Source organism: Sphingomonas insulae (assembly GCF_010450875.1).
GTDB classification, from domain to species: domain Bacteria; phylum Pseudomonadota; class Alphaproteobacteria; order Sphingomonadales; family Sphingomonadaceae; genus Sphingomonas; species Sphingomonas insulae.
In genome coordinates this window covers 1,986,683-2,010,363 of the sequence record NZ_CP048422.1, presented here as the reverse complement: position 1 = coordinate 2,010,363, position 23,681 = coordinate 1,986,683, and the positions used below count along the sequence as shown (strand labels likewise).

The 23,681-nt window shown below is 64.6% G+C and carries 24 protein-coding genes and 1 pseudogene; 4 read left to right on the top strand and 21 right to left on the bottom strand.

Annotated elements, in window-relative coordinates:
- The first annotated feature begins 4 nt into the window (after positions 1–4).
- Positions 5–430, top strand: coding sequence for a DUF4112 domain-containing protein (locus tag GTH33_RS11200; RefSeq protein ID WP_208404062.1), 426 nt, complete (start codon positions 5–7; stop codon positions 428–430).
- A 16-nt stretch (positions 431–446) separates the two neighbouring features.
- Here the strand turns inward: GTH33_RS11200 and GTH33_RS11195 are convergent.
- The 3 genes and pseudogenes from GTH33_RS11195 to nadC form a co-directional block, all read right to left on the bottom strand.
- Positions 447–1,165 (bottom strand): annotated as a pseudogene (locus GTH33_RS11195) (ribonuclease T2 family protein).
- Positions 1,162–1,608 (bottom strand): hypothetical protein, encoded by a 447-nt coding sequence (locus GTH33_RS11190; protein ID WP_163958468.1) that lies wholly within the window; start codon positions 1,606–1,608, stop codon positions 1,162–1,164. Before GTH33_RS11190 ends, GTH33_RS11195 begins: the two are co-directional and overlap by 4 nt.
- A 63-nt stretch (positions 1,609–1,671) precedes the next feature.
- Complete coding sequence (gene nadC, locus GTH33_RS11185) at positions 1,672–2,520, bottom strand: carboxylating nicotinate-nucleotide diphosphorylase (protein ID WP_163958467.1); 849 nt, start codon at positions 2,518–2,520, stop codon at positions 1,672–1,674.
- A gap of 78 nt (positions 2,521–2,598) precedes the next feature.
- Here nadC and GTH33_RS11180 point away from each other — a divergent pair, with 78 nt between their 5' ends.
- The gene (locus GTH33_RS11180) at positions 2,599–2,748 is read left to right on the top strand and encodes a hypothetical protein (RefSeq protein WP_163958466.1); all 150 of its coding nucleotides are present in this window, start codon (positions 2,599–2,601) and stop codon (positions 2,746–2,748) included.
- 9 nt (positions 2,749–2,757) lie between these two features.
- Here the strand turns inward: GTH33_RS11180 and nadA are convergent, their stop codons facing one another.
- From nadA to GTH33_RS11135, 9 genes are all read right to left on the bottom strand, one after another.
- The gene (gene nadA, locus GTH33_RS11175) at positions 2,758–3,765 is read right to left on the bottom strand and encodes a quinolinate synthase NadA (protein WP_163959945.1); all 1,008 of its coding nucleotides are present in this window, start codon (positions 3,763–3,765) and stop codon (positions 2,758–2,760) included.
- Between the two features lie 31 nt (positions 3,766–3,796).
- Complete coding sequence (locus GTH33_RS11170; RefSeq protein WP_163959943.1) at positions 3,797–4,480, bottom strand: DUF4230 domain-containing protein; 684 nt, start codon at positions 4,478–4,480, stop codon at positions 3,797–3,799.
- A 41-nt stretch (positions 4,481–4,521) separates the two neighbouring features.
- Positions 4,522–5,388 carry an MBL fold metallo-hydrolase gene (locus GTH33_RS11165; RefSeq protein ID WP_163958465.1) on the bottom strand — a complete coding sequence of 289 codons (867 nt, stop codon included), beginning with the start codon at positions 5,386–5,388 and terminating at the stop codon, positions 4,522–4,524.
- Positions 5,389–5,483: 95 nt separating this feature from the next.
- Positions 5,484–7,004: a M56 family metallopeptidase gene (locus GTH33_RS11160; protein WP_163958464.1), complete on the bottom strand. Its 1,521-nt coding sequence runs from the start codon at positions 7,002–7,004 to the stop codon at positions 5,484–5,486.
- Entirely contained in the window at positions 7,001–7,369 is a 369-nt protein-coding gene (locus GTH33_RS11155; protein ID WP_163958463.1) for a BlaI/MecI/CopY family transcriptional regulator, read from the bottom strand. The genes GTH33_RS11160 and GTH33_RS11155 overlap by 4 nt, the downstream gene beginning before the upstream one ends.
- A gap of 302 nt (positions 7,370–7,671) precedes the next feature.
- Positions 7,672–8,919, bottom strand: a complete 1,248-nt coding sequence (locus GTH33_RS11150; RefSeq protein ID WP_243848304.1) for a glycosyltransferase — start codon at positions 8,917–8,919, stop codon at positions 7,672–7,674.
- A 14-nt stretch (positions 8,920–8,933) separates the two neighbouring features.
- Positions 8,934–9,260 (bottom strand): Grx4 family monothiol glutaredoxin, encoded by a 327-nt coding sequence (gene grxD / locus GTH33_RS11145; protein ID WP_163958462.1) that lies wholly within the window; start codon positions 9,258–9,260, stop codon positions 8,934–8,936.
- An 11-nt stretch (positions 9,261–9,271) separates the two neighbouring features.
- Positions 9,272–9,502 carry a BolA/IbaG family iron-sulfur metabolism protein gene (locus GTH33_RS11140; protein WP_208404061.1) on the bottom strand — a complete coding sequence of 77 codons (231 nt, stop codon included), beginning with the start codon at positions 9,500–9,502 and terminating at the stop codon, positions 9,272–9,274.
- A 5-nt stretch (positions 9,503–9,507) separates the two neighbouring features.
- A complete protein-coding gene (locus GTH33_RS11135; RefSeq protein WP_163958460.1) occupies positions 9,508–9,831 on the bottom strand; it encodes a DUF1476 domain-containing protein in 324 nt (107 codons plus the stop codon).
- Positions 9,832–10,026: 195 nt separating this feature from the next.
- Between GTH33_RS11135 and GTH33_RS17910 the strand changes: the two genes are divergently transcribed.
- Positions 10,027–10,170 (top strand): hypothetical protein, encoded by a 144-nt coding sequence (locus GTH33_RS17910; protein WP_166753141.1) that lies wholly within the window; start codon positions 10,027–10,029, stop codon positions 10,168–10,170.
- A gap of 3 nt (positions 10,171–10,173) precedes the next feature.
- Here GTH33_RS17910 and GTH33_RS11130 read toward each other — a convergent pair whose 3' ends face one another.
- From GTH33_RS11130 to GTH33_RS11090, 9 genes are all read right to left on the bottom strand, one after another.
- The gene (locus GTH33_RS11130) at positions 10,174–11,172 is read right to left on the bottom strand and encodes an NADPH:quinone oxidoreductase family protein (RefSeq protein WP_208404060.1); all 999 of its coding nucleotides are present in this window, start codon (positions 11,170–11,172) and stop codon (positions 10,174–10,176) included.
- Complete coding sequence (gene leuD, locus GTH33_RS11125) at positions 11,135–11,764, bottom strand: 3-isopropylmalate dehydratase small subunit (RefSeq protein WP_163959937.1); 630 nt, start codon at positions 11,762–11,764, stop codon at positions 11,135–11,137. The genes GTH33_RS11130 and leuD overlap by 38 nt, the downstream gene beginning before the upstream one ends.
- A gap of 111 nt (positions 11,765–11,875) precedes the next feature.
- Complete coding sequence (leuC, locus tag GTH33_RS11120) at positions 11,876–13,315, bottom strand: 3-isopropylmalate dehydratase large subunit (protein ID WP_163958459.1); 1,440 nt, start codon at positions 13,313–13,315, stop codon at positions 11,876–11,878.
- A gap of 291 nt (positions 13,316–13,606) precedes the next feature.
- Positions 13,607–14,242, bottom strand: coding sequence for a 3-oxoacid CoA-transferase subunit B (locus GTH33_RS11115; RefSeq protein ID WP_163958458.1), 636 nt, complete (start codon positions 14,240–14,242; stop codon positions 13,607–13,609).
- A gap of 1 nt (position 14,243) precedes the next feature.
- Complete coding sequence (locus tag GTH33_RS11110; protein WP_163958457.1) at positions 14,244–15,200, bottom strand: HAD family acid phosphatase; 957 nt, start codon at positions 15,198–15,200, stop codon at positions 14,244–14,246.
- Entirely contained in the window at positions 15,197–15,928 is a 732-nt protein-coding gene (locus GTH33_RS11105; RefSeq protein WP_163958456.1) for a CoA transferase subunit A, read from the bottom strand. The genes GTH33_RS11110 and GTH33_RS11105 overlap by 4 nt, the downstream gene beginning before the upstream one ends.
- Before the next feature lie 214 nt (positions 15,929–16,142).
- Positions 16,143–18,800: a pyruvate, phosphate dikinase gene (gene ppdK, locus GTH33_RS11100; RefSeq protein WP_163958455.1), complete on the bottom strand. Its 2,658-nt coding sequence runs from the start codon at positions 18,798–18,800 to the stop codon at positions 16,143–16,145.
- A gap of 102 nt (positions 18,801–18,902) precedes the next feature.
- A complete protein-coding gene (gene glyS / locus GTH33_RS11095; protein WP_163958454.1) occupies positions 18,903–21,383 on the bottom strand; it encodes a glycine--tRNA ligase subunit beta in 2,481 nt (826 codons plus the stop codon).
- A 238-nt stretch (positions 21,384–21,621) separates the two neighbouring features.
- Positions 21,622–22,491: a glycine--tRNA ligase subunit alpha gene (locus GTH33_RS11090; protein ID WP_208404059.1), complete on the bottom strand. Its 870-nt coding sequence runs from the start codon at positions 22,489–22,491 to the stop codon at positions 21,622–21,624.
- A gap of 95 nt (positions 22,492–22,586) precedes the next feature.
- Between GTH33_RS11090 and GTH33_RS11085 the strand changes: the two genes are divergently transcribed.
- Positions 22,587–23,501, top strand: a complete 915-nt coding sequence (locus tag GTH33_RS11085) for a TraB/GumN family protein (protein WP_163958453.1) — start codon at positions 22,587–22,589, stop codon at positions 23,499–23,501.
- Positions 23,502–23,681 lie beyond the last annotated feature (180 nt).

The following is a 23,681-nucleotide window of genomic DNA, read 5'->3' as shown; positions in this document are numbered from 1 at the left end:
GCGCATGAACTCACGCCCCCAACCCCTGCACACCCGCCCCTTGCTCGACTCGCTGCCGATCGGGCGTGACGCCGCCTCGGTGCGCATCCGGCTGGAAGCGATGGAGCGGGTGATGGAAGGCCTGTTCACGATCCCCGGCACGAACCGCAAGGTCGGCATGGATGTGCTGCTCGATCTGGTGCCGGTCATCGGCACCACGCTCGCCGCGCTGATCGGATCGTGGCTGGTGTGGGAAGCGCGCAACCTCGGCATGTCGAAGCTGCAGATGGCGCGGATGTTCGGCAACGTCGGCATCGACTGGGCGCTCGGTCTCGTGCCGTTCGTCGGTGCGGTCCCCGATTTCTTCTTCCGCTCCAACACCCGCAATCTGCGCATCATCCGCAAGCATCTGGATCGGCATCATCCGGCGACCGCAACGATCGTCGGATAACGCCGGCCCGTTGGCGTTATCCCAGTCGTCCGCCGCGCCAGATCTTCAGGCTAGACGTGGTCGCCAGCCCTCCTTGGTGAGCGGGACAGCGACGATAGCGGAACGCCTTGTCGAGGCAGATCCAGACTTCGTCCAGCCACCCCTGACGATTGGCGGTGACCCGCATCATATCCGCGCCCAGCCCCGGATTCGATCGGGACATCGCCTCTGCAAATCCCCGGCGGTCAGCGGTGCCCGCGACAGCGCGTCCATGTCGGGATAGCGCAGCTTGCCGTACAGCCCTGTCGATCGCGCGAAGTAGGTATCGGGACGATAGCCCGCCATGCACGTGCCGTGCTTCGCCCATTCGTGCTGCAACAATTGCGCGGATGGCGTGGCGCAGATGTTGCGCTGAACGACGGCACGGGGCAGCAACGGGGTCGCCTTGCAATATTGCGGCCATTGATCCCCCATTCCGTCGGGCCACAGGCCGTGCAGCGTGAAACCGAAACGGTTGCCGCCCCTGCATTGAAACCGCGCCGAAGCGTCGCTTCCGTTATCGCGGCAATATTGCGGTGCCCAGGTGATCGCCAGCGTGTAGCTGCCGACCAGCAATCGCCGTTGCGGCTGGCGCTCGCTCGGCAAATCGGGCCGCGGGCGATCGACGCTCGCCGGCGTCGAACATTGATACGCCTGTGCCCGTGCAGCCACCGGCAAGGCAAGCGCCGCCGCGGCGGCAATGAAACGCCCGATCATACCCGCGGCGCCTCAAGGTCATCATCGCCCAGTCCTTCGCCGAACCATGCTTTGGCGTCCGCCTTGAACAGCATGACCGCTGCCGCAATGTACAGGATGTTGGCGATCAAGCCGACGATCACCTGCGCGCCAATCGGCGATCGCGCCGATGCGACCAGGAATAGCGCGGACAATACGCCGAAGGCACCGAACGCGGCGAAGACGACTTGCACCCACTTGGCGATCACACTCGGTCGACGAACGATGAAGAACCACAGCAGTACCGCGATCACCAGACCGACCACCTGCACCGCCGGCAGAAACCACGTCGCGTTCGCCAGCATCGGATTGGCAGCAAGCGCAGCTTGCGAGGCGTTCCAGTTAAGCCCGGTGTTGATGAGGCCCAGAACAATGGAGGCCCAGTAAAATTGCTCGAATCGCACGATCGATGGCGGCTTGATCATGATGCTCCCCTCTGAACAGGCTGACAGGGTAGCCTCGCTCGGGTGCTACGCAAGCCACACCGATCACTCTATCGTGAAATCCAGGCCGATATCGGCCGCCGGTGCCGATTGGGTCAGCCTGCCCACCGACACATAGCTAACGCCACTTTCGGCGATGGCACGAATCGTCTCTAGGCGAACGCCGCCCGACGCCTCGGTCGGCACGCGACCGGCAACCATGCCAACCCCCTCGCGCAGCGTCGTGGGGGCCATGTTGTCGAGAAGCAGGTGCGTGGCGCCGGCACCCAGCGCAGGTTCGATCTGGTCCAACCGATCGACCTCGACGATAATCCGCTCGATGCCCGCCGCAACCGCACGCGACACCGCCGCCGCGATGCCACCGGCCACCGCGACATGATTGTCCTTGATCATCGCCGCGTCCCAAAGGCCCATACGGTGGTTGTGCGCCCCGCCCGTCGCCGTCGCATATTTTTCCAACGCACGAAGACCGGGGATGGTCTTGCGCGTATCCAGCAGGATCGCTCCTGTCCCGGCGATCGCATCGACATAGGTTCGCGTCAGGGTCGCTATGCCGGAAAGGTGCTGGACCGTGTTGAGCGCAGACCGCTCCGCTGTCAGCATCGCACGCGCCCGGCCTCGCAATCGGAGCAGCGCCGTCCCAGCCGCCACTTGCTCACCGTCTTCCGCCAGCGGCTCAATGACGACGTCCGGATCGAGCTTGCGAAAGAACGCCGCTGCCAATCCCAGACCGGCGACGACGATGTCCTCGCGGGTGTCCATCACGCCGGTGAAGCGCGCCTCGGCAGGTATGACAGCCGCAGATGTGATGTCCCCTCCATCGCCCAAATCCTCGGCGAGTGTCGTCGAGACGAACCCATCGACATCAAAATGCGGTAGCAAAAAGCGCTTCATTTGTATACCAAACCAAGACCAGTCATTGGTGTACCTGTGGTCATGAGTACGGCGTCCAGATCAGTAGGATTGACGAAGATGGATGAACACGCGGCCGTCGCCGAACTGCATCGTCTGTTGACCACCGCCTTGGAGACCGCCGACCGGCTGGACCTGACGATGGTCGCGATCCATATCGATGAGGCGCGTAACCTGCTGGCGCAGACGGGAGCGACCGCGCCCAGTTGATTGGGCGCCTCAGTCCCCCGTCACCGCCACGGCGCGGACCGGCCCCAGATCGCCCTGTCCGACCGTCGCCGACGCCATCGCCAACATGGAATCCAGGCTCTTCTTTGCCTTGATCCGCAATGCTTCATCGATTTCGATCCGCGGCGTCAGGTCGCGAAGCGCTATGTAGAGCTTTTCCATGGTGTTGAGCGCCATATAGGGGCAGATATTGCAATTGCAGTTGCCGTCGGCACCCGGCGCACCGATGAAGCGTTTTGTCGGCATCGCCTTTTCCATCTGGTGGATGATGTGCGGTTCCGTCGCGACGATCAGCGTTTCACCCGACATCGCATTGGCGAATTCCAAGATGCCGCGCGTCGAGCCGACATAATCCGCATGATCCAGAATCACCGCCGGACATTCGGGGTGAGCCGCCACCGGTGCACCGGGATGTTGCTCCTTGAGCTTCAGCAGTTCGGTTTCGCTGAACGCCTCGTGTACGATGCACACGCCGGGCCACAGCAAGAGCTCGCGTCCTGTCTTGCGCTGCAGATATCCGCCAAGATTGCGGTCAGGGCCAAAGATGATTTTTTGGTCGCGCGGCAGCTGCGCGAGGATCGTTTCGACCGATGACGATGTGACGATCACGTCGGACAGTGCCTTCACCTCCGTCGAGCAGTTGATGTAGGTCAGCGCGATATGATCGGGATGGGCGGCGCGGAAGGCGGCAAACTGCTCCGGCGGGCAGCTGTCCTCCAGTGAGCAGCCGGCATCCATATCGGGCAGCACCACGATCTTGTCCGGGCTGAGGATTTTTGCCGTTTCCGCCATGAAGCGCACACCGCAAAAGGCGATGACATCGGCATCGGTAGCCTGCGCTTTGCGGCTGAGATCGAGGCTGTCACCGACGAAGTCGGCGAGGTCCTGCAATTCCGGCTTCTGGTAATAATGCGCCAGGATTACCGCATTACGCTCCTTGCGGAGGCGCTCGATTTCGGCGCGCAGGTCTAGCCCGGCAAAGCTGTTCGTCAGTTCCATGAGCCCTCGATAGGCGATTGTAACGCCCCGCTCAACGTGCGTTGCCCAGAACCTCTTCAAGCGAGCGACTGGCATCCCAGCGCTCGGTGGATGCGGTCGGATCGTCGGCAAAACTCACCTTGACCGTCGCGTCGATCCCGGCCGCACGAAGGGGCATCGCGAAGCTGCTTTCGACTGCACGACGCGTCGCATCCCTGGCGAGCTTCATCGGCGTCGCATCCCGCGCCTGTCGGACGAGCTCCGCCTGCCCGGCTCGGCGATTGGCCGTATCGAGCCGGCTATCGGCGTCGGTCAGCCGCGAAAGGATACCGCCGGTGCCGTATTCGCGGATCGCGGTCAGATCGACTTGGGGGCCGTCCAGTTCGATCGCCGGAAGGCGAACCGACAGCACTCGCTTGTCCGCATCCCATGCGACGTCGCGCTGCGTCAGTTTCCCGAGGTCGACCTCATAGCGGACCAGCCCCGGCATGATGAGCGTCTTCTCTGTCGACAACCCCAGTTGCGACTGGCGCGACGTACTCACCGCGACGAACCGCGCGGCGAAGGCCGACAGGCGGTTCTGTTCGCGCAATCCTTCAAGGCTCGCGCTGGCGACGGTGGTCGGATCGGGCGACAGTCGCCGTTCGACGTAACGCTGCACCCCCCACAAGCCGACGAGCACGGCAAGGCCCATCAGGATTATGACGCCTGCCGTTTTGCCAAGAAAAGACCCCATTGACGATTTTGTCGGCGGCGAGAGCGGTTGAGCTGACTCGTTCACGCGGCTTGCCCCGTCATCTGCCAAACGTCGCGCTCCTCATGGACGAGCGCCCTTCCACGTAGATCGTACAGGTGGGCGAGCACCGAGCGTTCCGCCGCCGGTATGAGGCGCGGATCGATCCCCGCATACATGCGCGTCGTCAGCAGCCCGAGCGCCATCGGCCTTTCACGTAGCAGGCGCAGTATCTGTCCTTCGCGCTGCTTGCGATGGCCCAGCATGCCGCGCACCAGCCGCTGCGGATTGTCCACCGCCTCGCCGTGACCAGGGTAATAGACGCGATCGTCGCGGCCGAGCAGCTTTTCCAGGCTCTTCATATAGTGCTCCATGTCGCCATCGGGCGGCGAGATGACGCTCGTCGCCCATCCCATCACATGGTCGCCCGAGAACAACGCTTTCGTCTCGGGCAATGCAAAGGCGAGATGATTGGACGTGTGACCCGGCGTCGCGACGGCTGCCAGCGTCCAGCCATCGCCGGAGACGCTGTCGCCATCCCGCAATACCTCGTCGGGCGCGTAGTCCGCATCGAATGCCGCATCCAAGCGCAGGCTGTCGCTGGCGACATGCTCAGCGACGGCGCCAACGATCGGCGCGCCGGTCGCGGCCGCGAGCGGCCTGCTGCCGGGACTGTGATCGCGATGGTGATGGGTGATCACGATCGCCCGCACCGGTCGACCACCAACTGCCCGAAGCAGTGCTTCGGTGTGCGCGTCATCATCCGGACCCGGATCGATGATGGCAAGATCGCGATCGCCCACGATGTGCGTCTGGGTACCGCTGCTCGTGTAGGGCGAAGGATTGTTGGCGAGCACCCGTGTGACGAGCGGCTCGAGCTGGATGGGAATGCCGGTCGGGTGCTCAGCCATTGCCAGCGATGTGGCCCGATGCGCGCGGCAGTGCAAGAGGCGACCTCCCCCGGCAGACGGCGGAGGAGGTCGGGAAACACGTCGGCAGACCCGATTTAATCCTTGTCGGGCGAAGTCATCTTGGTCCTCAGCTCGGCCAGCGCCTGATCCATTTCGGCCAATGCTTCCTTGCGATCCGCATCGTTCATGCTGCGGTTGCCGGCGATGTCGGCACGCGACGCCTGCACGCTGGCCAATGCCGTTTGCATGGCATTGCGGCGGATCTGTTCGACATTGATCGCTGCGGCGTTGCCGGCCGTAACCATGGCTTCAATGCGGTTGGCGCAGATCACGATCATGCGCTTCTCGCCCCTGGCGGCGTTGACCACGACGTCTTTTGGGCCACCGTCCTTGCCGGTGCTGCAATTCCGCTCGGTCACCTCGGGCACCATCTTCATCGACCGATCGACCATTTGCTGGATGCCCTTGTCATCGAAACTGCCATCGGGCGCCGATGTGTAAGTGCTCACATTGCCGTCCTTGCCGATCCGATTAACGACGACACGCTTGATCGGTTTGTCGGCAAGCGGTGGCTGTGGAGCCTCCGGCGGCTGCGGGACCATGACCTTGCCCGGTGCCGGCGGCGCTGTCGGAACGCTCGGTGCCTGCGGCACTGTCTGAAGGTCGACCCCCAGCGTGTTGCCCACCTTACCGCTCAGCGCGGCGGCAGCACTGGTGCCGGACGCGGTCAGGCCAAGGCCGGCAAGCACGAGCGTGGAGACGATCACCCCGCCGGTGGCAAGACGACGTCGCGAATGTTTCGAGGTGGACAACATGCGAATTCTCCCTTTCAGATCATCGACGGTATGAAGATGGCAGGCGGCGGACACGGCGCCGCCGTGCGCTGCCTTGACGATGGCGCATGCATAGGCGTGACGATCGATCGTTGATCGCCCGGCAAGCACGCGGGCGTCGTTGGCAAGTTCCTGGTCAGCCCGGAACGCCCGGAAAGCGCGCCACGCGATCGGATTGAACCAATGGACCGCCAACACCGCGAGCGCGATCCAATTGGCGATCAGATCGCCGCGCTGATGGTGTCCGATCTCATGCGCCAGCGCCAGTTCGCGCTCATCGGCGTCGTAGCGGTCCGCGAAGTCCAGCGGAAAGGCGACGTAGCGTCGCAGCACGCCGAAGGCGAGCGGCCCGGTCGCTGCGTCGCTGGCGATCACATGCACGCCCCTCACCTGCTCGATCGCCGCGGCAGATCCCAGCAGACGGCGGCAGAAGCGGGTGTGGCTGGTCAGATGCCACAAGAGAAAGCCGAGCGCACCGGCAGCCCAAAGTCCGGCGACGACCATGGCAACGGAGGGCAATGATCCGGCCCCCATGGTGGCCGTATCGGCCCGACTATCGACGACCAGAATCGTGATTGTCTCGCCGACACCCGACAACGGGGTAATGGCCGCTTGCCGCCAAGCGTCTGGCAGCGGCGGCAACGCCAAGCGCAGAGCCGGCAACGCCCACAATGCATAGGCGACCTGGGGCCCGAACGCATCGCGTACCCTGCCCCGCGCCAGCAGCACGGTTAGCATCAATACGGTGGAGGCGATCAGCGTTTCGATCAGCCACGCGGTCATTGCTTCAGATCCTTCAGCAACGCCTCGATCTCGGCGATATCCTGCGCAGTGAGTTCATCCCGTTCGGCAAGATGCGCTACCAGCGGGGTCAGCTTGCCGCCGAACAGGCGATCGATCAGCCGTTTCGATTCGCCCGATACGTAATCATCCCGCGCAACCAGGGGTCGATAGAGATAGCGGCGGCCGTCCTCCTGATGGGTGATGGCGGCCTTGGCGAGCAACCGACCAAGCAATGTCTTGACCGTGTTGGCGCTCCACCCCCGGGCTGGGTCGACCCGCTCCGCCACGTCCTGTGCGGTTAGCGGCGCCTCGTCCCACAATACCTCCATCACGGCATGTTCGGCATCACTGATACGTTCGGCCATACCTCAGCTCCTATATCGACTACGCCTGTAATCATCGTGATTACGTCCGTAGTCAATGGGGAATTGCAGCGAGGTATTATGACCACTTGGCTTATTTCGGCAGGGGCGTGAGGAACGCTGTCGGCATCGTTTACAGGTGCAACCTCGCAAAACGCGACGTTAACCGAGATGGTGGCGGAATTCCGCGATTTCGCGCATGTGGCACAAAGTCTGCAGTATGGTCAGCAGCCGAGCGTTTCGACGCTTCAGCAGGGTGGGTCTGCAGTTCCCCTTCGGTCTCGCGCAGCCCACCCGCACCCGGCCTACCCGATCGCAGCCATCCGCCGAGACGATTTAGCCTCTACCCGAGCCGCCGCACAGGCCAGGGCTTGCGGGTAAATCCCGTCGAACAACTGCTCAAACGTTCGCTGCCAGCTGAAGTGGCGTTCAACATGCGCCCGCGCAGACACACGCATCGCGGCAAGGTCGCCTTGCCATAGGTGCATGACGTTCGCGGCCATCGTTGCGACGTCATCGACAGGGCCAAGCCGCCCTATCTCCGTTGGTACGCGCGCTGGCATAGCGCCACCCGCAACGCCGACCACCGGCAACCCGGATGCCTGTGCCTCGATGATCGAGATGCCAAAGGTTTCGTCGGCCATCGCGGACACGTACAAGTCCGCCGATGCCAAAGCCTTGGCGAGACTGGAACGGTCGGTTTCAAATCCGGTGAATGCGATGGGTAGATCGGCCGCGTCGTTTTGCAAGGACGCCTTCAGCTTGCCGTCGCCGATCATCACCAATGCCGCGCCCAAATCCTGTGGCAATTGGCGCATCATCGCCACGAGCCGGTCTGCCCGCTTTTCGTTGTCGATCCGTCCGGCATAGATTAACAACGGCCCGCTGCCGGGCAGACCGATCGAACTTCGATAATTTGAATCGCGGCGCGTCGGGTGGAACAACTGCGTATCCACACCCAACGGTAGCACGTCGGTTCTCGTGATGCCGCGTCGACGCAATGTCTCGCGCGCCTCGTCACCCAGCGTGTAGACGCGATCGAACTCGCGGTAGGTGATCTCCGCGTAGCCGAGGCTCAGCCAGTAGAATAACTTGCCCATCGGTCCGAACAGCGCGCCAGCCACCCGATCGACATGCGCATTTGGGAAATCGGTACGATAGCCGGCCACCAGCGCAGTGGCAGGAAACGCACGCCGATGACGAATGGCTGTCCAGGGCAGCACCCACGGACATAGCGATTCGATGATATCGGGCTGATATTCCGCCAGCAGACGGCGAACGGCCGCTACCCGAAGGATGAAACGATAATTGGGGCTGCCACGAACCGGATCAGCCGCCACCTCGGCAAAAATATGACGGCCGTTGACCGACACCCTGTCGGCGTCACCCGGCACGATCTGCAACAGGTGATGCGGCGTGTGACCCAGCACGTAATCGCGCTTTTCACGCAAATACGTACTGATGCCACCACCGCCCGTCGTCGAATAGCTCTGCGTCAGATCACAGACCAGCAGCGGACGCCGATCGCACCCGCCGCCATGCGTCATCAGCATTGCGACGGTCTAGCTCAGCCGGCAGTCGTATCGCGCTTGAGCAGGGTCGCCAATTCACCGCTCTCGTACATTTCCATCATGATATCCGATCCGCCGACGAACTCACCATTGGCATAGAGCTGCGGGATCGTCGGCCAGTCCGAATAGGCCTTGATGCCCTGACGGATACCCTGATCCTGCAACACATCGACACTCTCATATTCGACATTGAGATGGTCGAGAATCGCCACCGCACGGCTCGAGAAGCCGCATTGCGGAAACAACGGACTGCCTTTCATGAACAGCACGACGGGATTGTTCTTCACGACGGCGTCGATCCGGGCGTTTGTATCGTCGGTCATAGTCATCTTCCTCAAGCGGCTGCGGTCTTAAGTTGCAGCGCGTGCAATTCTCCGCCCATCCGATGCCCCAGCGCCGCATAGACCGCCTGATGTTGCTTGCGGAGGGGCAGGCCGGCAAAACTGGCCGACACGACGCGTGCGGCATAATGGTCGCCATCGCCAGCGAGATCGGTGATCTGGACGTCGGCATCGGGAATCGCGGCACGGATCAGCGCGATGATATCGTCGGCAGCCATCGGCATCGCGTTTACTCCGACTGCATCAGTTGGCGCCGCGCCTCAATCGCCTTTTCGGCAAGAGCGCGGCGGACGGCGGCATCGTCGGTGTTCACACCTGCGGCGGTCAGATCGCCGAAAAGTTTCCGCACGACGTCTTCATCGCCTGCCTCTTCGAAATCGGCCTGAACCACTGCCTTCGCATAAGCATCGGTTTCCTCGGGCGTCAGTCCCATCTGTATCGCGGCCCATTGGCCGAGCAGGCGATTGCGCCGTGCCGTCACCCGAAACGCCATCTCTTCGGCCCGTGCCATGTGGTTTTCTTCGGCCTGTCCGCGATCGTCATACATCGTCATGGCCGATTTCACCCCCAGCGCTGCGTAGGCTCGTCACATAGGTGCAGGCCCCCGTCGGCGCAACGTGCTCATCCGCGGTCGACAAATACGGCATTTTCCATAATCCGGTATGTCGGAAAAGGACTTTACGGAACCTTTATATCTGTGGTGAGATAGTATCAGAGGCGCATTGAACGACGCCCGAGGAGATGGACGATGCTGAAAACCAATGCCGCCGTCGGCTTCCATGCACCACCGACCGCCGATCGCGTTCCGCCGCTGACAGGCGTCATGATCGGAACGGCCATTTCGCTGTTATTGTGGGCAATGATATTGGCGACATTTTTCGCGATGCGCTGAAGCCTAGCCTACGGTCACGACCAATTTTCCGATGGCGGCTCGCGCCGCCATCCTGGTGATAGCATCGCCTCCCCGTTCGAAAGAGAATGTCTCAGTCACATTCGGCGCGATCGATCGATCCCGCCACAGGCGGAATAACTCGTTGACGTGACTTTTGTTTGCCTCAGGGTCACGCGCCGCGAAGGCGCCCCAGAAGACGCCGCACACGTCGCAGCTTTTCAGTAGCGTGAGGTTTAGAGGCAATTTGGGTATCCCCGCAGGAAACCCTACGACCAGATAGCGCCCTTCCCATGCGATCGAGCGTAGTGCCGGCTCCGCATAGTCGCCGCCGACGGGATCGTAGATGACGTCGAAGCCGCCGCGACCGCCCGACGCCTTGAACTGCTCCGCCAGCGCCTTGGACTGGTCTTTATCGAACGGTGCGCGGCCATAGATAATCGTCTCATCGGCGCCAGCCGCCTTTGCCGCCGCCGCTTTGTCATCGGACGAGACAGCCGCGACCACATGCGCGCCGTAAGCCTTGCCGAGCTCGATTGCCGCAAGGCCGACGCCGCCGGCAGCACCTAACACCAGCAGCGATTGCCCCGCCTTCAAATGCCCGCGGTCGAGCAGGGCATGGATGGTGGTGCCATAAGTAAGGATCAGCGCCGCGCCCTCGGCAAAGCTGCGCTCCTCCGGCAGTCGGTACAGGCGCTGCGGTTCAGTCGCGATCTTCGTGGCGAGGCCGCCGTGACCGATCACGCCCATCACCCTATCGCCCACCTGCCAGTCGGTGACGCCCTCGCCCAGCGCCGCGATGATGCCGGCGATCTCGCCGCCGGGTGCAAACGGGCGTTGCGGCTTGAATTGATATTTGTCCTCGATGATCAATACATCGGGATAATTGATCGCGCAGGCCTTCACATCGATCAGGACCTGCCCCTTGACAGGTGCCGGATCGGGCAACTCGGTAAGTTCTAGTGTTTCAGGTCCGCCCGGCGTCGTTGACAGCAATGCTCGCATATCCGCTCCTGCTCCCGATCCAGGGGCGGTTCCGATCCACCGCGCCCTCGAATTTCGAAATCGCGGTATCCTTTGCCATCGTTAGCCCGATCTCGTCCAGCCCCTGCATCAGGCATTGGCGGCGGAATGCGTCGAGTTCGAAGCTGAAGCGATCCTGAAACGGGGTGGTAACGGTCATCGTTTCCAGGTCGACGGCAATCGTCTGGTCCTTGGCGACGTCGACTAGCCGGTCCACCGCCGCCTGCGGTAGTACGACGGGCACGATGCCGTTCTTGAACGCATTGCCCGAGAAAATGTCCGAAAAGCTCGGTGCGATCACCGCCCGCACGCCCATATCGGCAAGGGCCCAGGCGGCGTGTTCCCGACTGGAACCACAGCCGAAATTGTCACCGGCGATAAGGATCGGCGCACCTGCATAGCGGGGATCGTCGAAGACATTGCCCGGTTGCGCCCGCACCGTTTCGAACGCGCCACGCGACAGCCCCGTGCGCGTAATGGTTTTCAGCCAATGCGCGGGGATGATGATGTCGGTGTCGATATTCTTGGCACCCCAGGGGTATGCCGTACCGCTGACGGTCGTGACGGGCTGCATTGCGGGATCAGCGCTGCGTCTTGACCGGGTTGGCGAGCACGCGCGCACCAGCCACATACGCGGCGACGCCACTCATCATCGCGCCGGCCACCAGCAATACCAGTACCTTCTTCATAGCCTTGCTCCCATCAAGTCACGAACGTCGGCGAGCCGCCCGGTCACCGCCGCGGCCGCCGCCATCGCTGGCGACAACAGGTGTGTCCGTGCGCCAGGACCTTGTCGACCCACGAAATTCCGGTTCGACGTGGACGCGCACCGCTCCCCCGCAGGCACCTTGTCGGGGTTCATGGCAAGGCACATCGAACACCCCGGTTCACGCCATTCGAAGCCCGCCTCCACAAACACGCGGTCGAGCCCTTCGGCCTCCGCCTGCCGTTTCACGAGGCCGGAGCCGGGCACCACCATCGCCCGCACGCCATCGGCGACACGGCGGCCATCGGCGACCGCAGCCGCGGCACGCAGATCCTCGATCCGGCTGTTCGTGCAGCTGCCGATGAAGACGTGCTGGACCGCGACGTCCTGCATCGCGGTACCGGGGGTCAGCCCCATGTAATCGAGGCTGCGCTGCGCGGCGGCGCGCTTCGACGGATCGGCGAAGCTATCCGGCGTCGGCACGACGCCGGTGATCGGCACGACGTCCTCAGGGCTCGTCCCCCACGTCAAGGCCGGCGCGATGTCGGTGGCGTCGAGCGTTACGACCTTGTCGTAGGTTGCGCCCGGATCGGTGGCGAGGCTGCGCCACCATGCGACGGCAGCATCCCATGCCGCGCCTTGCGGAACCATCGGACGGCCCTTCAGATAAGCGAAGGTCAGGGCATCGGGCGCGAACAGTCCGGCACGCGCGCCGCCCTCGATCGACATGTTCGCGACGGTCATCCGCCCCTCGATCGACATGGCGCGCATGACGTCGCCGGTATATTCGATGACATGGCCGCTGCCACCTGCGGCGCCGATGCGGCCCATTATCGCCAGAATCACATCCTTCGGACTAACGCCGAAACCCAAAGTGCCGTCGACGCGCACTTCCATCGTCTTCGACTGGCTGAGCAGCAACGTCTGCGTTGCCAGCACATGCTCGACCTCGCTAGTGCCGATGCCGAACGCCAGCGCACCCAAGGCGCCGTGGGTGGAGGTATGGCTGTCACCGCAGACGAGCGTCGTGCCGGGCAGCGTGAAACCCAGTTCCGGACCGACGACGTGGACGATGCCCTGCTCCGCCGCGGTGGCGTCGATATAGTCGATACCGAATTCGCTGGTGTTGCGGCGGAGGGCGTCGAGTTGCTGCGCACTCTCCGGATCCTCGATCGGCAAGAGCCGGCCGGCAGCGTCGACCCGCGGCGTCGTCGGCAGATTATGGTCGGGGACGGCAAGCGTCAGTTCCGGCCGGCGCACCCGGCGGCCCGCGACACGCAGGCCCTCGAACGCCTGCGGGCTGGTCACTTCATGAACGAGGTGACGATCGATATAGATTAGGCAGGTGCCATCGTCGCGCCGTTCGACGACATGCGCCGCCCAGATCTTCTCATACAGGGTTTGCGGTCTGGTAGCCATGATGCGGGCGCGTTAACCGAAAGCTGCGCGAAGGTCGAGGCGGAGTGTCAGAAAATTGCCCTCGACCGCACCGCCCTTCATTTGCGGTCTTAAGACATTGTTGTTCGACGGCGCGCTGCGGAAGGCCCCCGGCAGCGTGCGCAAACACTTTGACCGCTATCCGATCCGCTGCAATGCGCCGACCTTGCCCCTAGGGCACCCAATACGCGAACAAACCCGGTTTTACCGTACGGATGAGCGCGATCGACGGCGTCGAGCGCCATCGTCGCACGTAGCAAGCCTCGCCACCACCTAGCTGGTATATCGGGCGGTGGTTTTCGCGGCAATCTCGTCAGCGGTCACGCCAGGTGCGACCTCGATCAGCTTGAACGGCGCCTGATGATCGGTACGGCGGAACACGCCGAGATCGGTGACGATCATGTCGACGACGTTCTTGCCGGTCAGCGGCAACGAGCAGGACGGAATGAACTTCGGGCTGCCGTCCTTGGCATTGTGATCCATCACGACGATGATCTGCTTGACCCCGGCGACGAGGTCCATCGCGCCGCCCATGCCCTTGATCATCTTGCCCGGGATCATCCAGTTGGCGATGTCGCCGCCCTCGCTGACTTCCATCGCGCCGAGGACGGTCAGGTCGATGTGGCCGCCGCGGATCATCGCGAAACTCTGTTCGCTGCCGAAATAGGCCGATTGCGGCAGCTCGCTGATCGTCTGCTTGCCGGCGTTGATGAGATCGGCATCGACCTCGTCGTCGTACGGAAACGGGCCGATGCCGAGCATGCCGTTTTCGGATTGCAGCGTTACCGTCATGCCCGCCGGGATGTTGTTCGCCACCAACGTCGGAATGCCGATACCGAGGTTGACGTAATAGCCGTCGCGCAATTCCTGCGCGGCGCGCGCGGCCATCTGGTTGCGGTCCCACGCCATGCTATTTCTCTCCTTGCGTGTCGGTCCAGCGTTTGCCGGTCGGGAAAACCTCGTCGAAGTTGCCCTTCAGCGCCGTGCCGTAGACGGGGTTGGGAAGGACGAACCAGCCGTTGCCCCACAGGTTCGCGACCGCACCGGTATCGGCGACGCGGCGGCGATCGGCGGCAGACGGAATGGCATTGAACAGGTCGCTGAAATCGCCGAGCTGGTCGCCGGCCATCGCCACGACGCAATATCGCGCGGCGATTGCGGTACGGCGGGCATCCTTGCCGCCGGGACCATCGCGCAGGAACAGGTCGCTGCCGAGCGTGAAGTCGCCCAGTCCCGCCGCCTTCAGGCCGGCGATCGTGCCGGCGGCATTGGCGAGGCTGCGATTGCTGTTGACGATGACCGCGATCCCCGCGGAACGGAGGGCGGCGAAGGCCTCGACGGCTCCGGGAACCGGCGCGGTCGCAGCGGCACCGGTGCGTTCCCAGCGCGCCCATTGCGCCGTATCGAAGGGCGCAGCCGGGTTGCGGGCGGCCAATGCCTCCACCCCCAGGTTGAGCACCGCGGTTTCGTCGGCATCGAATACCGCCGCACGCGGCTTTTCGGCGCAGCCGACCCATTGCGGCGCGGCGAGCGTCGCGTTCGGTGCCAACACCAGTCCATCCCCGGCCGCCTTGCGATAGCGGGCGTAGGCGACGAGCGCGCTGTAGGCCTGGCGGCTGAGTGCCGCAGCCTCGGCGGAGCCATAGAGGAACTGGAATTGCGGCGGCACCGGGCTGGCGCCTGCCGGAGCGGGCATGCTGCCATCGGGGGCGGGCAGCGCCTTCATCCCGGTGACGCGGACCACCTTGCCATCGGCGGTATAGGTCCGCCCCGGCGCGGGCAGGCGGCCGACGCGCGACGTGCGGGTCGGGCCGCAGCCGGCAAGCAAGGCCGCGCCGACCAGCAAGGCGGTCGCTTGCCGGATCACGCGCCCGCCTGCTCCGCGACCTGTCGCGGGGTGCGTTCGCGAACGGTGCGGAATTCGATCTTCTTGTCGTAGGGCGCGCCGACGATCATCCGCTTCACATAGACGCCGGGCAGATGGATGTGATCGGGGTCGAGGGCGCCGACGGGCACGACTTCCTCGACCTCGGCGATGCAGACCTTGCCCGCGGTCGCCATCGGCTGGTTGAAGTTGCGCGCGGTCTTTCGGAAGACCAGGTTGCCGCTCTCGTCCGCCTTCCACCCCTTGATGATGCTGATGTCCGAGCGGATGCCGCGTTCGAGGATGTATTCCTGCCCGTCGAAGGTCTTCACCTCCTTGCCCTCGGCCACCAGCGTGCCGACGCCGGTCTTCGTGTAGAAGCCGGGGATGCCCGCCCCCCCTGCCCGGCAGCGTTCGGCCAGCGTACCCTGCGGACAGAATTCGACCTCGAGTTCGCCGCTGAGATACTGGCGCTCGAATTCCTTGTTCTCGCCGACGTAGCTCGAGATCATCTTCCTGACCTGCCGGGTGCGCAGCAGCTTGCCGAGCCCTTCGCCATCAATACCGGCATTGTTGCTGGCGATGGTAAGATCCTTGACGCCCGACGCCTGGATGGCGTCGATCAGGCGTTCCGGAATGCCGCACAGGCCGAAGCCGCCGGCGCAGATCGTCATGCCGTCGTGCAGCAGGCCCTCGAGCGCCGCGGCCGCGTCTGGGTAGAGCTTCTTCATCGCCCGTCACTCTCCATATCGTTGCCGCGGCGATAGCGGGGCTGTCGCCGTAGCGTCAATCTTGGTCGAACCCTCGTCCTGCTCCGTCACCCCCGACGTATTCCGGGGTCCACTCGTCAGCAAGCGAACCGCAAGAGGCTCTAGCCGATGCGCCTGCCGCCCGGTGGATCCCGGAACACGTCCGGGATGACGGAGGGTTTGGGGTAGCGTCTGTCTACTTCAGCGCCGCCTGCGCCGCCGCGAGCCGTGCGATCGGCACGCGATACGGGCTGGCGGAGACGTAGTCCAAGCCGACCTTTTCGCAGAAGGCGATGCTCGCCGGGTCGCCGCCGTGTTCGCCGCAGATGCCGAGCTTGATGTCCGGCCGGGTCGCGCGACCGCGGTCGGCCGCCATCTGCACCAATTCGCCCACCCCTTCGATATCGAGGCTGACGAACGGGTCCTTGGCATAGATGCCCTGCTCGACATAGGCGCCGAGGAAGCGCGCCGCATCGTCGCGGCTGACGCCCAGCGTCGTCTGCGTCAGGTCGTTGGTACCGAACGAGAAGAATTCGCCGGTCTCGGCGATCTCGCCCGCCTTCAGCGCGGCGCGGGGGAGTTCGATCATCGTGCCGACGAGATATTCGATGGTCTTGCCGCGTTCGGCGAACACCACCTGCGCCGCCTTGTCGACCACCGCCTTCATCAGGTCGAGTTCACGCTTGGTCGCGACCAGCGGGATCATCACTTCGGGGATGGGCGCGGCGCCGGACTTTTCGGCGACGTCGATCGCCGCTTCGAAGATGGCGCGGGCCTGCGTTTCGTAGATTTCAGGATAGGTGACGCCGAGGCGGCAGCCACGGTGGCCCAGCATCGGGTTAAATTCATGCAGTTCGGCGGCGCGGCGCTTCAGCACGTCGATGTCGCTCCCCGCCGCGGTCGCGACTTCGGCGAAGTCGTTTTCCTCGTGCGGCAAGAATTCGTGCAGCGGCGGGTCGAGCAGCCGCACCGTTACCGGCAGGCCGGCCATCACCTCGAAGATCGCGGCGAAGTCGCTGCGCTGGGCGGGGAGCAGACGCTCCAGCGCGGTGCGGCGGCCGGCTTCGTCGGTGGCGAGGATCATCTGGCGAACCGCGGTGATGCGGTCGGCGTCGAAGAACATATGCTCGGTTCGGCACAGGCCGACGCCTTCCGCGCCGAAATCGCGCGCGGTCTGGCAGTCGAGCGGGGTTTCGGCGTTGGCGCGCACCTTCAGGCGGCGCACCCCGTCGGCCCATTCCATCAGCGTGCCGAAATCGCCGGCGAGTTCGGGCTGGACGGTCGCGACCTCCCCGAACATCACCTCGCCGCTGGCGCCGTCGATGGTGATCGTGTCGCCTTCGCGGATTTCGCGACCCGCCACCTTCATCACCTTGTCCTTCGCCGAGATCGACAGCGATCCGGCACCGGACACGCACGGGCGGCCCATGCCACGCGCGACGACCGCGGCGTGGCTGGTCATGCCGCCGCGAGCGGTGAGGATCCCCTGTGCGGCGTGCATCCCGTGGATGTCCTCGGGGCTGGTTTCGGTGCGGACCAGGATGACCTTGTCGCCCGCCGCGTTGCGCTTTTCGGCGGTGTCGGCGTCGAACACGACGGTGCCCGAGGCGGCGCCGGGGCTGGCGGGCAGGCCCTTGGCGATGACGTCGCGCGGGGCGTTGGGATCGAGCGTCGGGTGGAGCAGCTGGTCGAGCGCCATCGGGTCGACGCGCAGGATCGCTTCGTTCCGGGTGATGAGCCCTTCGTTCGCCATGTCGACCGCGATCTTCAGCGCCGCCTTGGCGGTGCGCTTGCCCGAGCGGGTCTGGAGCATCCAGAGCTTGGTCTGTTCGACCGTGAACTCGATGTCCTGCATGTCGCGGTAATGCGTTTCGAGCCGGTCGAACACGGCAGCCAGCTCGGCATAGACCTCCGGCATCGCCTCTTCCATCGAGGCAGGCTTGGCGCCGGCTTCCTCGCGCGCGGTCTTGGTGAGATATTGCGGCGTGCGGATGCCGGCGACGACGTCCTCGCCCTGCGCATTGATGAGGAATTCGCCGTAATAGGCGCGGTCGCCCTTGGCCGGATCGCGGGTGAAGGCGACGCCGGTCGCGGACGTGTCGCCCATGTTGCCGAAGACCATCGCCTGGACGTTGACCGCGGTGCCCCAGTCGGCGGGGATGTCGTTCAGGCGGCGATAGACCTTGGCGCGTTCCGACTGCCACGATCCGAACACCGCGCCGACCGCGCCCCACAATTGGTCGTGGACATCCTGCGGGAAGGGCTTGCCCCATTCCTGTTCGACCAGGCCCTTATATTCGGCGACCAGCTTTTTGAGATCAGCGGCGGTCAGCTCGGTATCGAGCGTGAAGCCGTTGTCTTCCTTGGCGATCTCCAGCGCTTCCTCGAACGCGCCGTGGTCGAGTTCGAGTACGACGTCGGCGTACATCTGGATGAAGCGGCGATAGCTGTCCCAGGCGAAGCGTTCGTCGCCGGACTTCGCGCTGAGCCCCTCGACGGTCGCATCGTTGAGACCGAGGTTGAGGACGGTGTCCATCATGCCCGGCATCGACACGCGGGCGCCGGAGCGGACCGACACCAGCAGCGGATTTGCCGCATCGCCGAAGGTCTTGCCCGTAATCCCTTCGATATGTTCAATTCCTGCCGCAACCTCATCACGCAGCGACTGCGGGAATTGCTCGCCTTCCTCGTAATAGGTCGTGCACATCGCGGTGCTGATCGTGAAGCCCGGCGGCACCGGCAGGCCGATCGACGCCATTTCGGCGAGGTTCGACCCCTTGCCGCCGAGCAGGTTCTTGTCGCCCTTTCCGCCGTCCGAAACGCCGCCACCGAAACGGTACACGTATTGGGTCATCGCTGGTCCTTGAGCTAGGTTCGAATGCCTGTCCCGGGGAGGAAGGAAGCATACCGGACGTTCGGAAGTTGCCGAAGTTGACGCTACGTGGGGGTTGTTCCGCTACCCCTCGATTTTCGAAAAGTCGGCGACGGTATGCACCGCGGCGCGGACGCGCGCGAGCAGCGCCAGCCGGGCCGCGCGCTTGTCCGCGTCGGGATCGTTGACGGTCACATTGTCAAAGAACGCATCGATCGGCGCGCGCAGGGATGCGAGCGCCGCCATCGCGCGTTCGAAATCCTCCCGACCCACCGCCGCGGCGGCGGCGGGTTCGGCCGAATCGAGCGCGGCGACGAGGCCAGCTTCTGCGGTTTCGGGCGTGTAGGACAGCGAAATCCCTCTCCCATCCGGGAGCGTCGAAGGCGCGGAAGGGTGAGGCTCGCCACCCGCCTCGCCCCTGCCCTCACCCCGCGGCGCTGGCGCGCCTTGCCCCTCTCCCGATGGGAGAGGGGAATAGCCCTCCTTCTTCAGGATGTTGGCGGCGCGCTTGTAGCCGGCGAGAAGGTTTTTGCCGTCCTCGGTGGTGACGAAGGCTTGCAATGCACGAACGCGGGCGAGCAGGCGGACGAGGTCGTCCTCGCCGCCGAGCGCGAACACCGCATCGATCAGGTCGTGGCGGACTCCGGCTTCGCGTTGCTGGACCTTGAGACGGTCGGCAAAAAAGTCGAGGAGCTCGGCTGCCAAGGGCCAGACGTTTGAGAACGCCTCCTCAAACTCCGCTCGCCCGCGTGTTTTTTCGAGAGCATTAATTGCCCCAAAAGCCTCAGAGAACTTACCTGAAGTGTCGTTGGCCAATTCACCAAACATCAGTGCTTGCCTGACCGCACGAGCTGCTTCGGCGGAAGGCAAGGGCTGCAGAAGACGCATCCCTAACGCCATTCTGCTCACCGGCAACAGCTTCGCACGGATATCATTTGCCTCGATGATCCGAAGTATGCCCAACGCAGCCCGACGTAACGCGAAAGGATCTTTGGACCCTGTCGGTTTATCGCCAATAGCGAAGAACTGGGCTAGCGTATCCAGCTTATCCGCCAGCGACACCGCCACCGTAACCGGCGCTGTCGGGACCTCGTCACCCTGCCCGACCGGCTTGTAGTGATCGCGGATCGCGTCGGCGACTTCGCGGGGTTCGCCCTGCGCGGCGGCGTAATAGCCGCCCATCAGGCCCTGTAGTTCGGGAAATTCGCCGACCATGCCGGTGACGAGGTCCGCCTTGGCGAGGCGCGCGGCGCGTTCGGCCATGTCAGCAAGCGACATGCCCTCTCCCGGCGGGAGAGGGAGGGACCCGCCCGGCGCAGCCGGGTGGGATGGGGAGGGCGACCCGACCGGCGTCTCGCCCCTGCCCTCACCCCGCGGCGCTAACGCGCCTTGCCCCTCTCCCGGCGGGAGAGGGGAGGAAACGATGCCTTCCTCGACCAGCCACCTTGCCAGTTTGGCGACGCGGTCGACCTTGTCGGCCACCGTGCCGAGCTTTTCGTGGAAGACGATGTTGGAAAGCTTTGTGGCCTGCTCCTCGAGCGGCGTCTTCAGATCGGTGTCGTAGAAGAAGCGGGCATCGGAGAGGCGGGCGGCGAGGACCTTGCGATTGCCCTCGACGATCTTGGCGCCGCCGTCGCTCGCCTCGATGTTCGCGGTGCAGACGAAGGCGTTGGCCAACGCACCATCGCCGTCGCGGCAGACGAAATACTTCTGGTTCACGCGCGCGGTGAGCTGGATCACCTCGGGCGGGACGGTGAGGAATTCGGCGTCGAAACGACCGAGTAGCGGCACCGGCCATTCGGCGAGGCCGGCGTTTTCGGCGACCAGCCCCTCATCCTCGACCAGCACCAGCCCTGCCTCGGCGGCGAGCGCGGTGGCGCGGTCGCGGATCAGCGTGCGGCGTTCGTCCTGGTCGACGATCACGTGGCAGGCGCGCAGCTTCTCGACGTAATCCGCCGCCGACCCGATGGTGATCGGGCCGGGGTGATGAAAGCGGTGGCCGAGCGTGGCGGCACCGAATTCGATCGCGCCGCCCTGCCCCGTGCCCGGCTGGAGTTCGATCTTGCCGGGGACGAGCTGGTCCCCGAACAGCGCGACGACGCCTTGGAGCGGGCGAACCCAGCGCAGCGAGGTGGTGCGCAACGAGCCGTGCCCCCAGCGCATCGATTTAGGCCATGGAAACTTGTGCACGATCGTCTGGATCGCGTTGTGCAAGACCTGCACGGTCGGCTCGCCGGGCTTGTTCGTGATGGCGTAGAGGGTGCCGTCGCGCTCGGTCAGTTGGTCGCGCGTCAGGCCGGTTTTCCTGAGGAACCCTTCGAGCGCCTGCGGCGGGGCACTTGCCTTGGGGCCCTTCAATTCCTCGGACACGGCCTGCGTTTCGGCCGGCAGGTCGCGCGCGATCAGCGCCAGACGGCGCGGGGTGGCGTAGGTGACGAGTTCGGCGGCCTGCAGCCCGGCCTTCGCCAGTTCGGCGGCGAACAGGCGGGCGAGATCGTCGCGCGCCTTGTCCTGCATGCGCGCGGGGATTTCTTCGGAGCGGAGTTCGAGGAGAAAGTCGGTCATCGTGCAGCGCCGAAGAAGGAAGGGATTGGTTCGCGCAGAGGCGCAGAGACGCCGAGAAGAAAAGATGTGTCGGACCGCGCCTGCGACGACCGTGATCCGAAACGCCGCAGGCGCTTCGGATACACGCAATTCCGATAGGGCTGGTTGGAGACAGCCGAGAGCGAGGTGGTCAAACACCCCCTCTTCTCTGCGTCTCTGCGCCTCTGCGCGAACACCCCTTCTCTTACTCGAACGGATCTCACGCCGCCCATCCGTTCTTCTCCATCCAGGCGCCGCAGGCGCCCTTGGCGAGGTCGCGGACGCGGCCGATGTAGGCCTGGCGTTCGGCCACCGAGATGACGCCGCGCGCCTGGAGCAGGTTGAAGGTGTGGCTGGCCTTGATCGCCTGTTCGTACGCCGGGATCGGCAGACCGGCGGCGAGGCTGTTCTCGCATTCCGCCGCCGCCTTTCTGAACGCGTCGAACAGCGTGGCGGTGTCGGCGACCTCGAAGTTCCACTTCGACATCTGGCGTTCGTTTTCGAGGAAGACGTCGCCGTAGGTCACGCCATTGTCGTTGAACTTGAGATCGTAGACGTTGTCGACGTCCTGGATGTACATCGCCAGCCGTTCCAGCCCGTAGGTGAGCTCGCCCGCGACGGGCTTCATGTCGAAACCGCCCATCTGCTGGAAATAGGTGAATTGCGTCACCTCCATGCCGTCGCACCAGACTTCCCAGCCGAGGCCCCAGGCGCCCAGCGTCGGCGACTCCCAATCGTCCTCGACGAAGCGGATGTCGTGGCGGGTCATGTCGACGCCGATCGCCGCCAGGCTGCCGAGGTACAGGTCCTGCAGATCGGCCGGCGAGGGCTTCAGGATCACCTGATACTGGTAGTAATGCTGGAGGCGATTGGGATTTTCGCCATAGCGGCCGTCGGTCGGCCGGCGGCAGGGCTGGACGAAGGCGGCATTCCACGCATCCGGCCCCAGCGCGCGCAGCGTGGTGGCGGGGTGGAAGGTGCCGGCGCCCATTTCCATGTCGTACGGCTGGAGGATCACGCAGCCCCGGTCGCTCCAGTAATCGTGGAGCGTCAGGATCATCTTCTGGAAGGAAAGCGGTGTGGCGGCCATGGCCCGAGCGGCTTTGGCGGATGAGGCGGCGTCTAGCAAGTGGTGCGGCGCCGCATTACCTCATCGCGAAGCTTCACGATCGGACAGTCACCCGCATGATACGAACATTCGGCGCCGCCTTGTCGGCCATCGCGCTCTGCCTGGGCCTGCCCGCCTGCGCGGAGCAGCCCGCCAAGGCGCCCGCCGCCGCCGCACCGAACGATGCCGACCCTGCTTTGTGGGTGGTGAAGCACAAGGACACGACGGTGTATCTGTTCGGCACGATCCACGTGCTCAAGCCCGGCCTGACGTGGTTCGACGAGGCGGTGAAGACCGCGTTCGACCGGTCGGACGAGGTGAAGCTGGAGATCGTGATGCCCGATCCTGCGACGATGCAGGGGCTGGTGCAGGCGACCGGGGTCGCGGCGCCGGGCACCCCGCCGCTGACGCAGCGCCTGCCCGCCGCCAAGCGGGCGGCGTTCACCAGGGCGGTGACCGACCTTGGCCTGCCGGCGGATGCGCTGGACCGGTACAAGCCATGGCTGGCGGCGACGCAGCTGTCGGTCGCGCCGCTGTCGAAGCTGGGATATGACAGCACCAACGGGCCGGAGGAGGTCATCACCGCCGCGGCGAAGCAGGCGCACAAGCCGCTGACGGGGCTGGAGACGCCCGAGCAGCAGCTGGGGTTCTTCGGCAGCCTGTCGGACGCGGCACAATTGCAGTTCTTGGAGAGCACGGTGGACGAACTGCCCTCGTTACCCAAGCAGATGGCGGCGATGGTCGATGAATGGGCGCGCGGCGACCCCGACGCGCTGGCACGCGAGATGAACGACGAGCTGAAGAGTTCGCCCGAGGTCGCCAAGGTGCTGCTGACCGACCGCAACGCGCGCTGGGCGACGTGGATCAAGCAGCGGATGGCCCGGCCGGGGACGGTGTTCATCGCGGTGGGCGCGGGGCATCTGGCCGGACCGGATTCGGTGCAGGCGTATCTGGCGAAGATGGGGGTGAAGGCGGAGCGGGTGCGGTATTGAGGCGGGTCGCTCCTGCCGTCACCCCTCGGCGCTGGCGCGCCTCTCCCCTCTCCCTCCGGGAGAGGGGATAAGACGGCGAAGCCGGCGAAGGGTGAGGACGGGCCAGCCGGTTGCCTTTTCCGCCCCCGTCCGCTAAGCGCCCCCGCTTCCGGTCATGGTCATCCCTGGAGGCGTGGCGCG

Bases quoted from the DNA above. Each gene is read 5' to 3' on its own strand.
- GTH33_RS11200 (WP_208404062.1), top strand. From the start codon at position 5: ATGAACTCACGCCCCCAACCCCTGCACACCCGCCCCTTGCTCGACTCG.
- GTH33_RS11190 (WP_163958468.1), bottom strand. From the start codon at position 1,608: ATGATCAAGCCGCCATCGATCGTGCGATTCGAGCAATTTTACTGGGCC.
- nadC (WP_163958467.1), bottom strand. From the start codon at position 2,520: ATGAAGCGCTTTTTGCTACCGCATTTTGATGTCGATGGGTTCGTCTCG.
- GTH33_RS11180 (WP_163958466.1), top strand. From the start codon at position 2,599: ATGGATGAACACGCGGCCGTCGCCGAACTGCATCGTCTGTTGACCACC.
- nadA (WP_163959945.1), bottom strand. From the start codon at position 3,765: ATGGAACTGACGAACAGCTTTGCCGGGCTAGACCTGCGCGCCGAAATC.
- GTH33_RS11170 (WP_163959943.1), bottom strand. From the start codon at position 4,480: ATGGGGTCTTTTCTTGGCAAAACGGCAGGCGTCATAATCCTGATGGGC.
- GTH33_RS11165 (WP_163958465.1), bottom strand. From the start codon at position 5,388: ATGGCTGAGCACCCGACCGGCATTCCCATCCAGCTCGAGCCGCTCGTC.
- GTH33_RS11160 (WP_163958464.1), bottom strand. From the start codon at position 7,004: ATGACCGCGTGGCTGATCGAAACGCTGATCGCCTCCACCGTATTGATG.
- GTH33_RS11155 (WP_163958463.1), bottom strand. From the start codon at position 7,369: ATGGCCGAACGTATCAGTGATGCCGAACATGCCGTGATGGAGGTATTG.
- GTH33_RS11150 (WP_243848304.1), bottom strand. From the start codon at position 8,919: ATGCTGATGACGCATGGCGGCGGGTGCGATCGGCGTCCGCTGCTGGTC.
- grxD (WP_163958462.1), bottom strand. From the start codon at position 9,260: ATGACCGACGATACAAACGCCCGGATCGACGCCGTCGTGAAGAACAAT.
- GTH33_RS11140 (WP_208404061.1), bottom strand. From the start codon at position 9,502: ATGCCGATGGCTGCCGACGATATCATCGCGCTGATCCGTGCCGCGATT.
- GTH33_RS11135 (WP_163958460.1), bottom strand. From the start codon at position 9,831: ATGACGATGTATGACGATCGCGGACAGGCCGAAGAAAACCACATGGCA.
- GTH33_RS17910 (WP_166753141.1), top strand. From the start codon at position 10,027: ATGCTGAAAACCAATGCCGCCGTCGGCTTCCATGCACCACCGACCGCC.
- GTH33_RS11130 (WP_208404060.1), bottom strand. From the start codon at position 11,172: ATGCGAGCATTGCTGTCAACGACGCCGGGCGGACCTGAAACACTAGAA.
- leuD (WP_163959937.1), bottom strand. From the start codon at position 11,764: ATGCAGCCCGTCACGACCGTCAGCGGTACGGCATACCCCTGGGGTGCC.
- leuC (WP_163958459.1), bottom strand. From the start codon at position 13,315: ATGGCTACCAGACCGCAAACCCTGTATGAGAAGATCTGGGCGGCGCAT.
- GTH33_RS11115 (WP_163958458.1), bottom strand. From the start codon at position 14,242: ATGGCGTGGGACCGCAACCAGATGGCCGCGCGCGCCGCGCAGGAATTG.
- GTH33_RS11105 (WP_163958456.1), bottom strand. From the start codon at position 15,928: ATGAAGAAGCTCTACCCAGACGCGGCCGCGGCGCTCGAGGGCCTGCTG.
- ppdK (WP_163958455.1), bottom strand. From the start codon at position 18,800: ATGACCCAATACGTGTACCGTTTCGGTGGCGGCGTTTCGGACGGCGGA.
- glyS (WP_163958454.1), bottom strand. From the start codon at position 21,383: ATGACCGACTTTCTCCTCGAACTCCGCTCCGAAGAAATCCCCGCGCGC.
- GTH33_RS11090 (WP_208404059.1), bottom strand. From the start codon at position 22,491: ATGGCCGCCACACCGCTTTCCTTCCAGAAGATGATCCTGACGCTCCAC.
- GTH33_RS11085 (WP_163958453.1), top strand. From the start codon at position 22,587: ATGATACGAACATTCGGCGCCGCCTTGTCGGCCATCGCGCTCTGCCTG.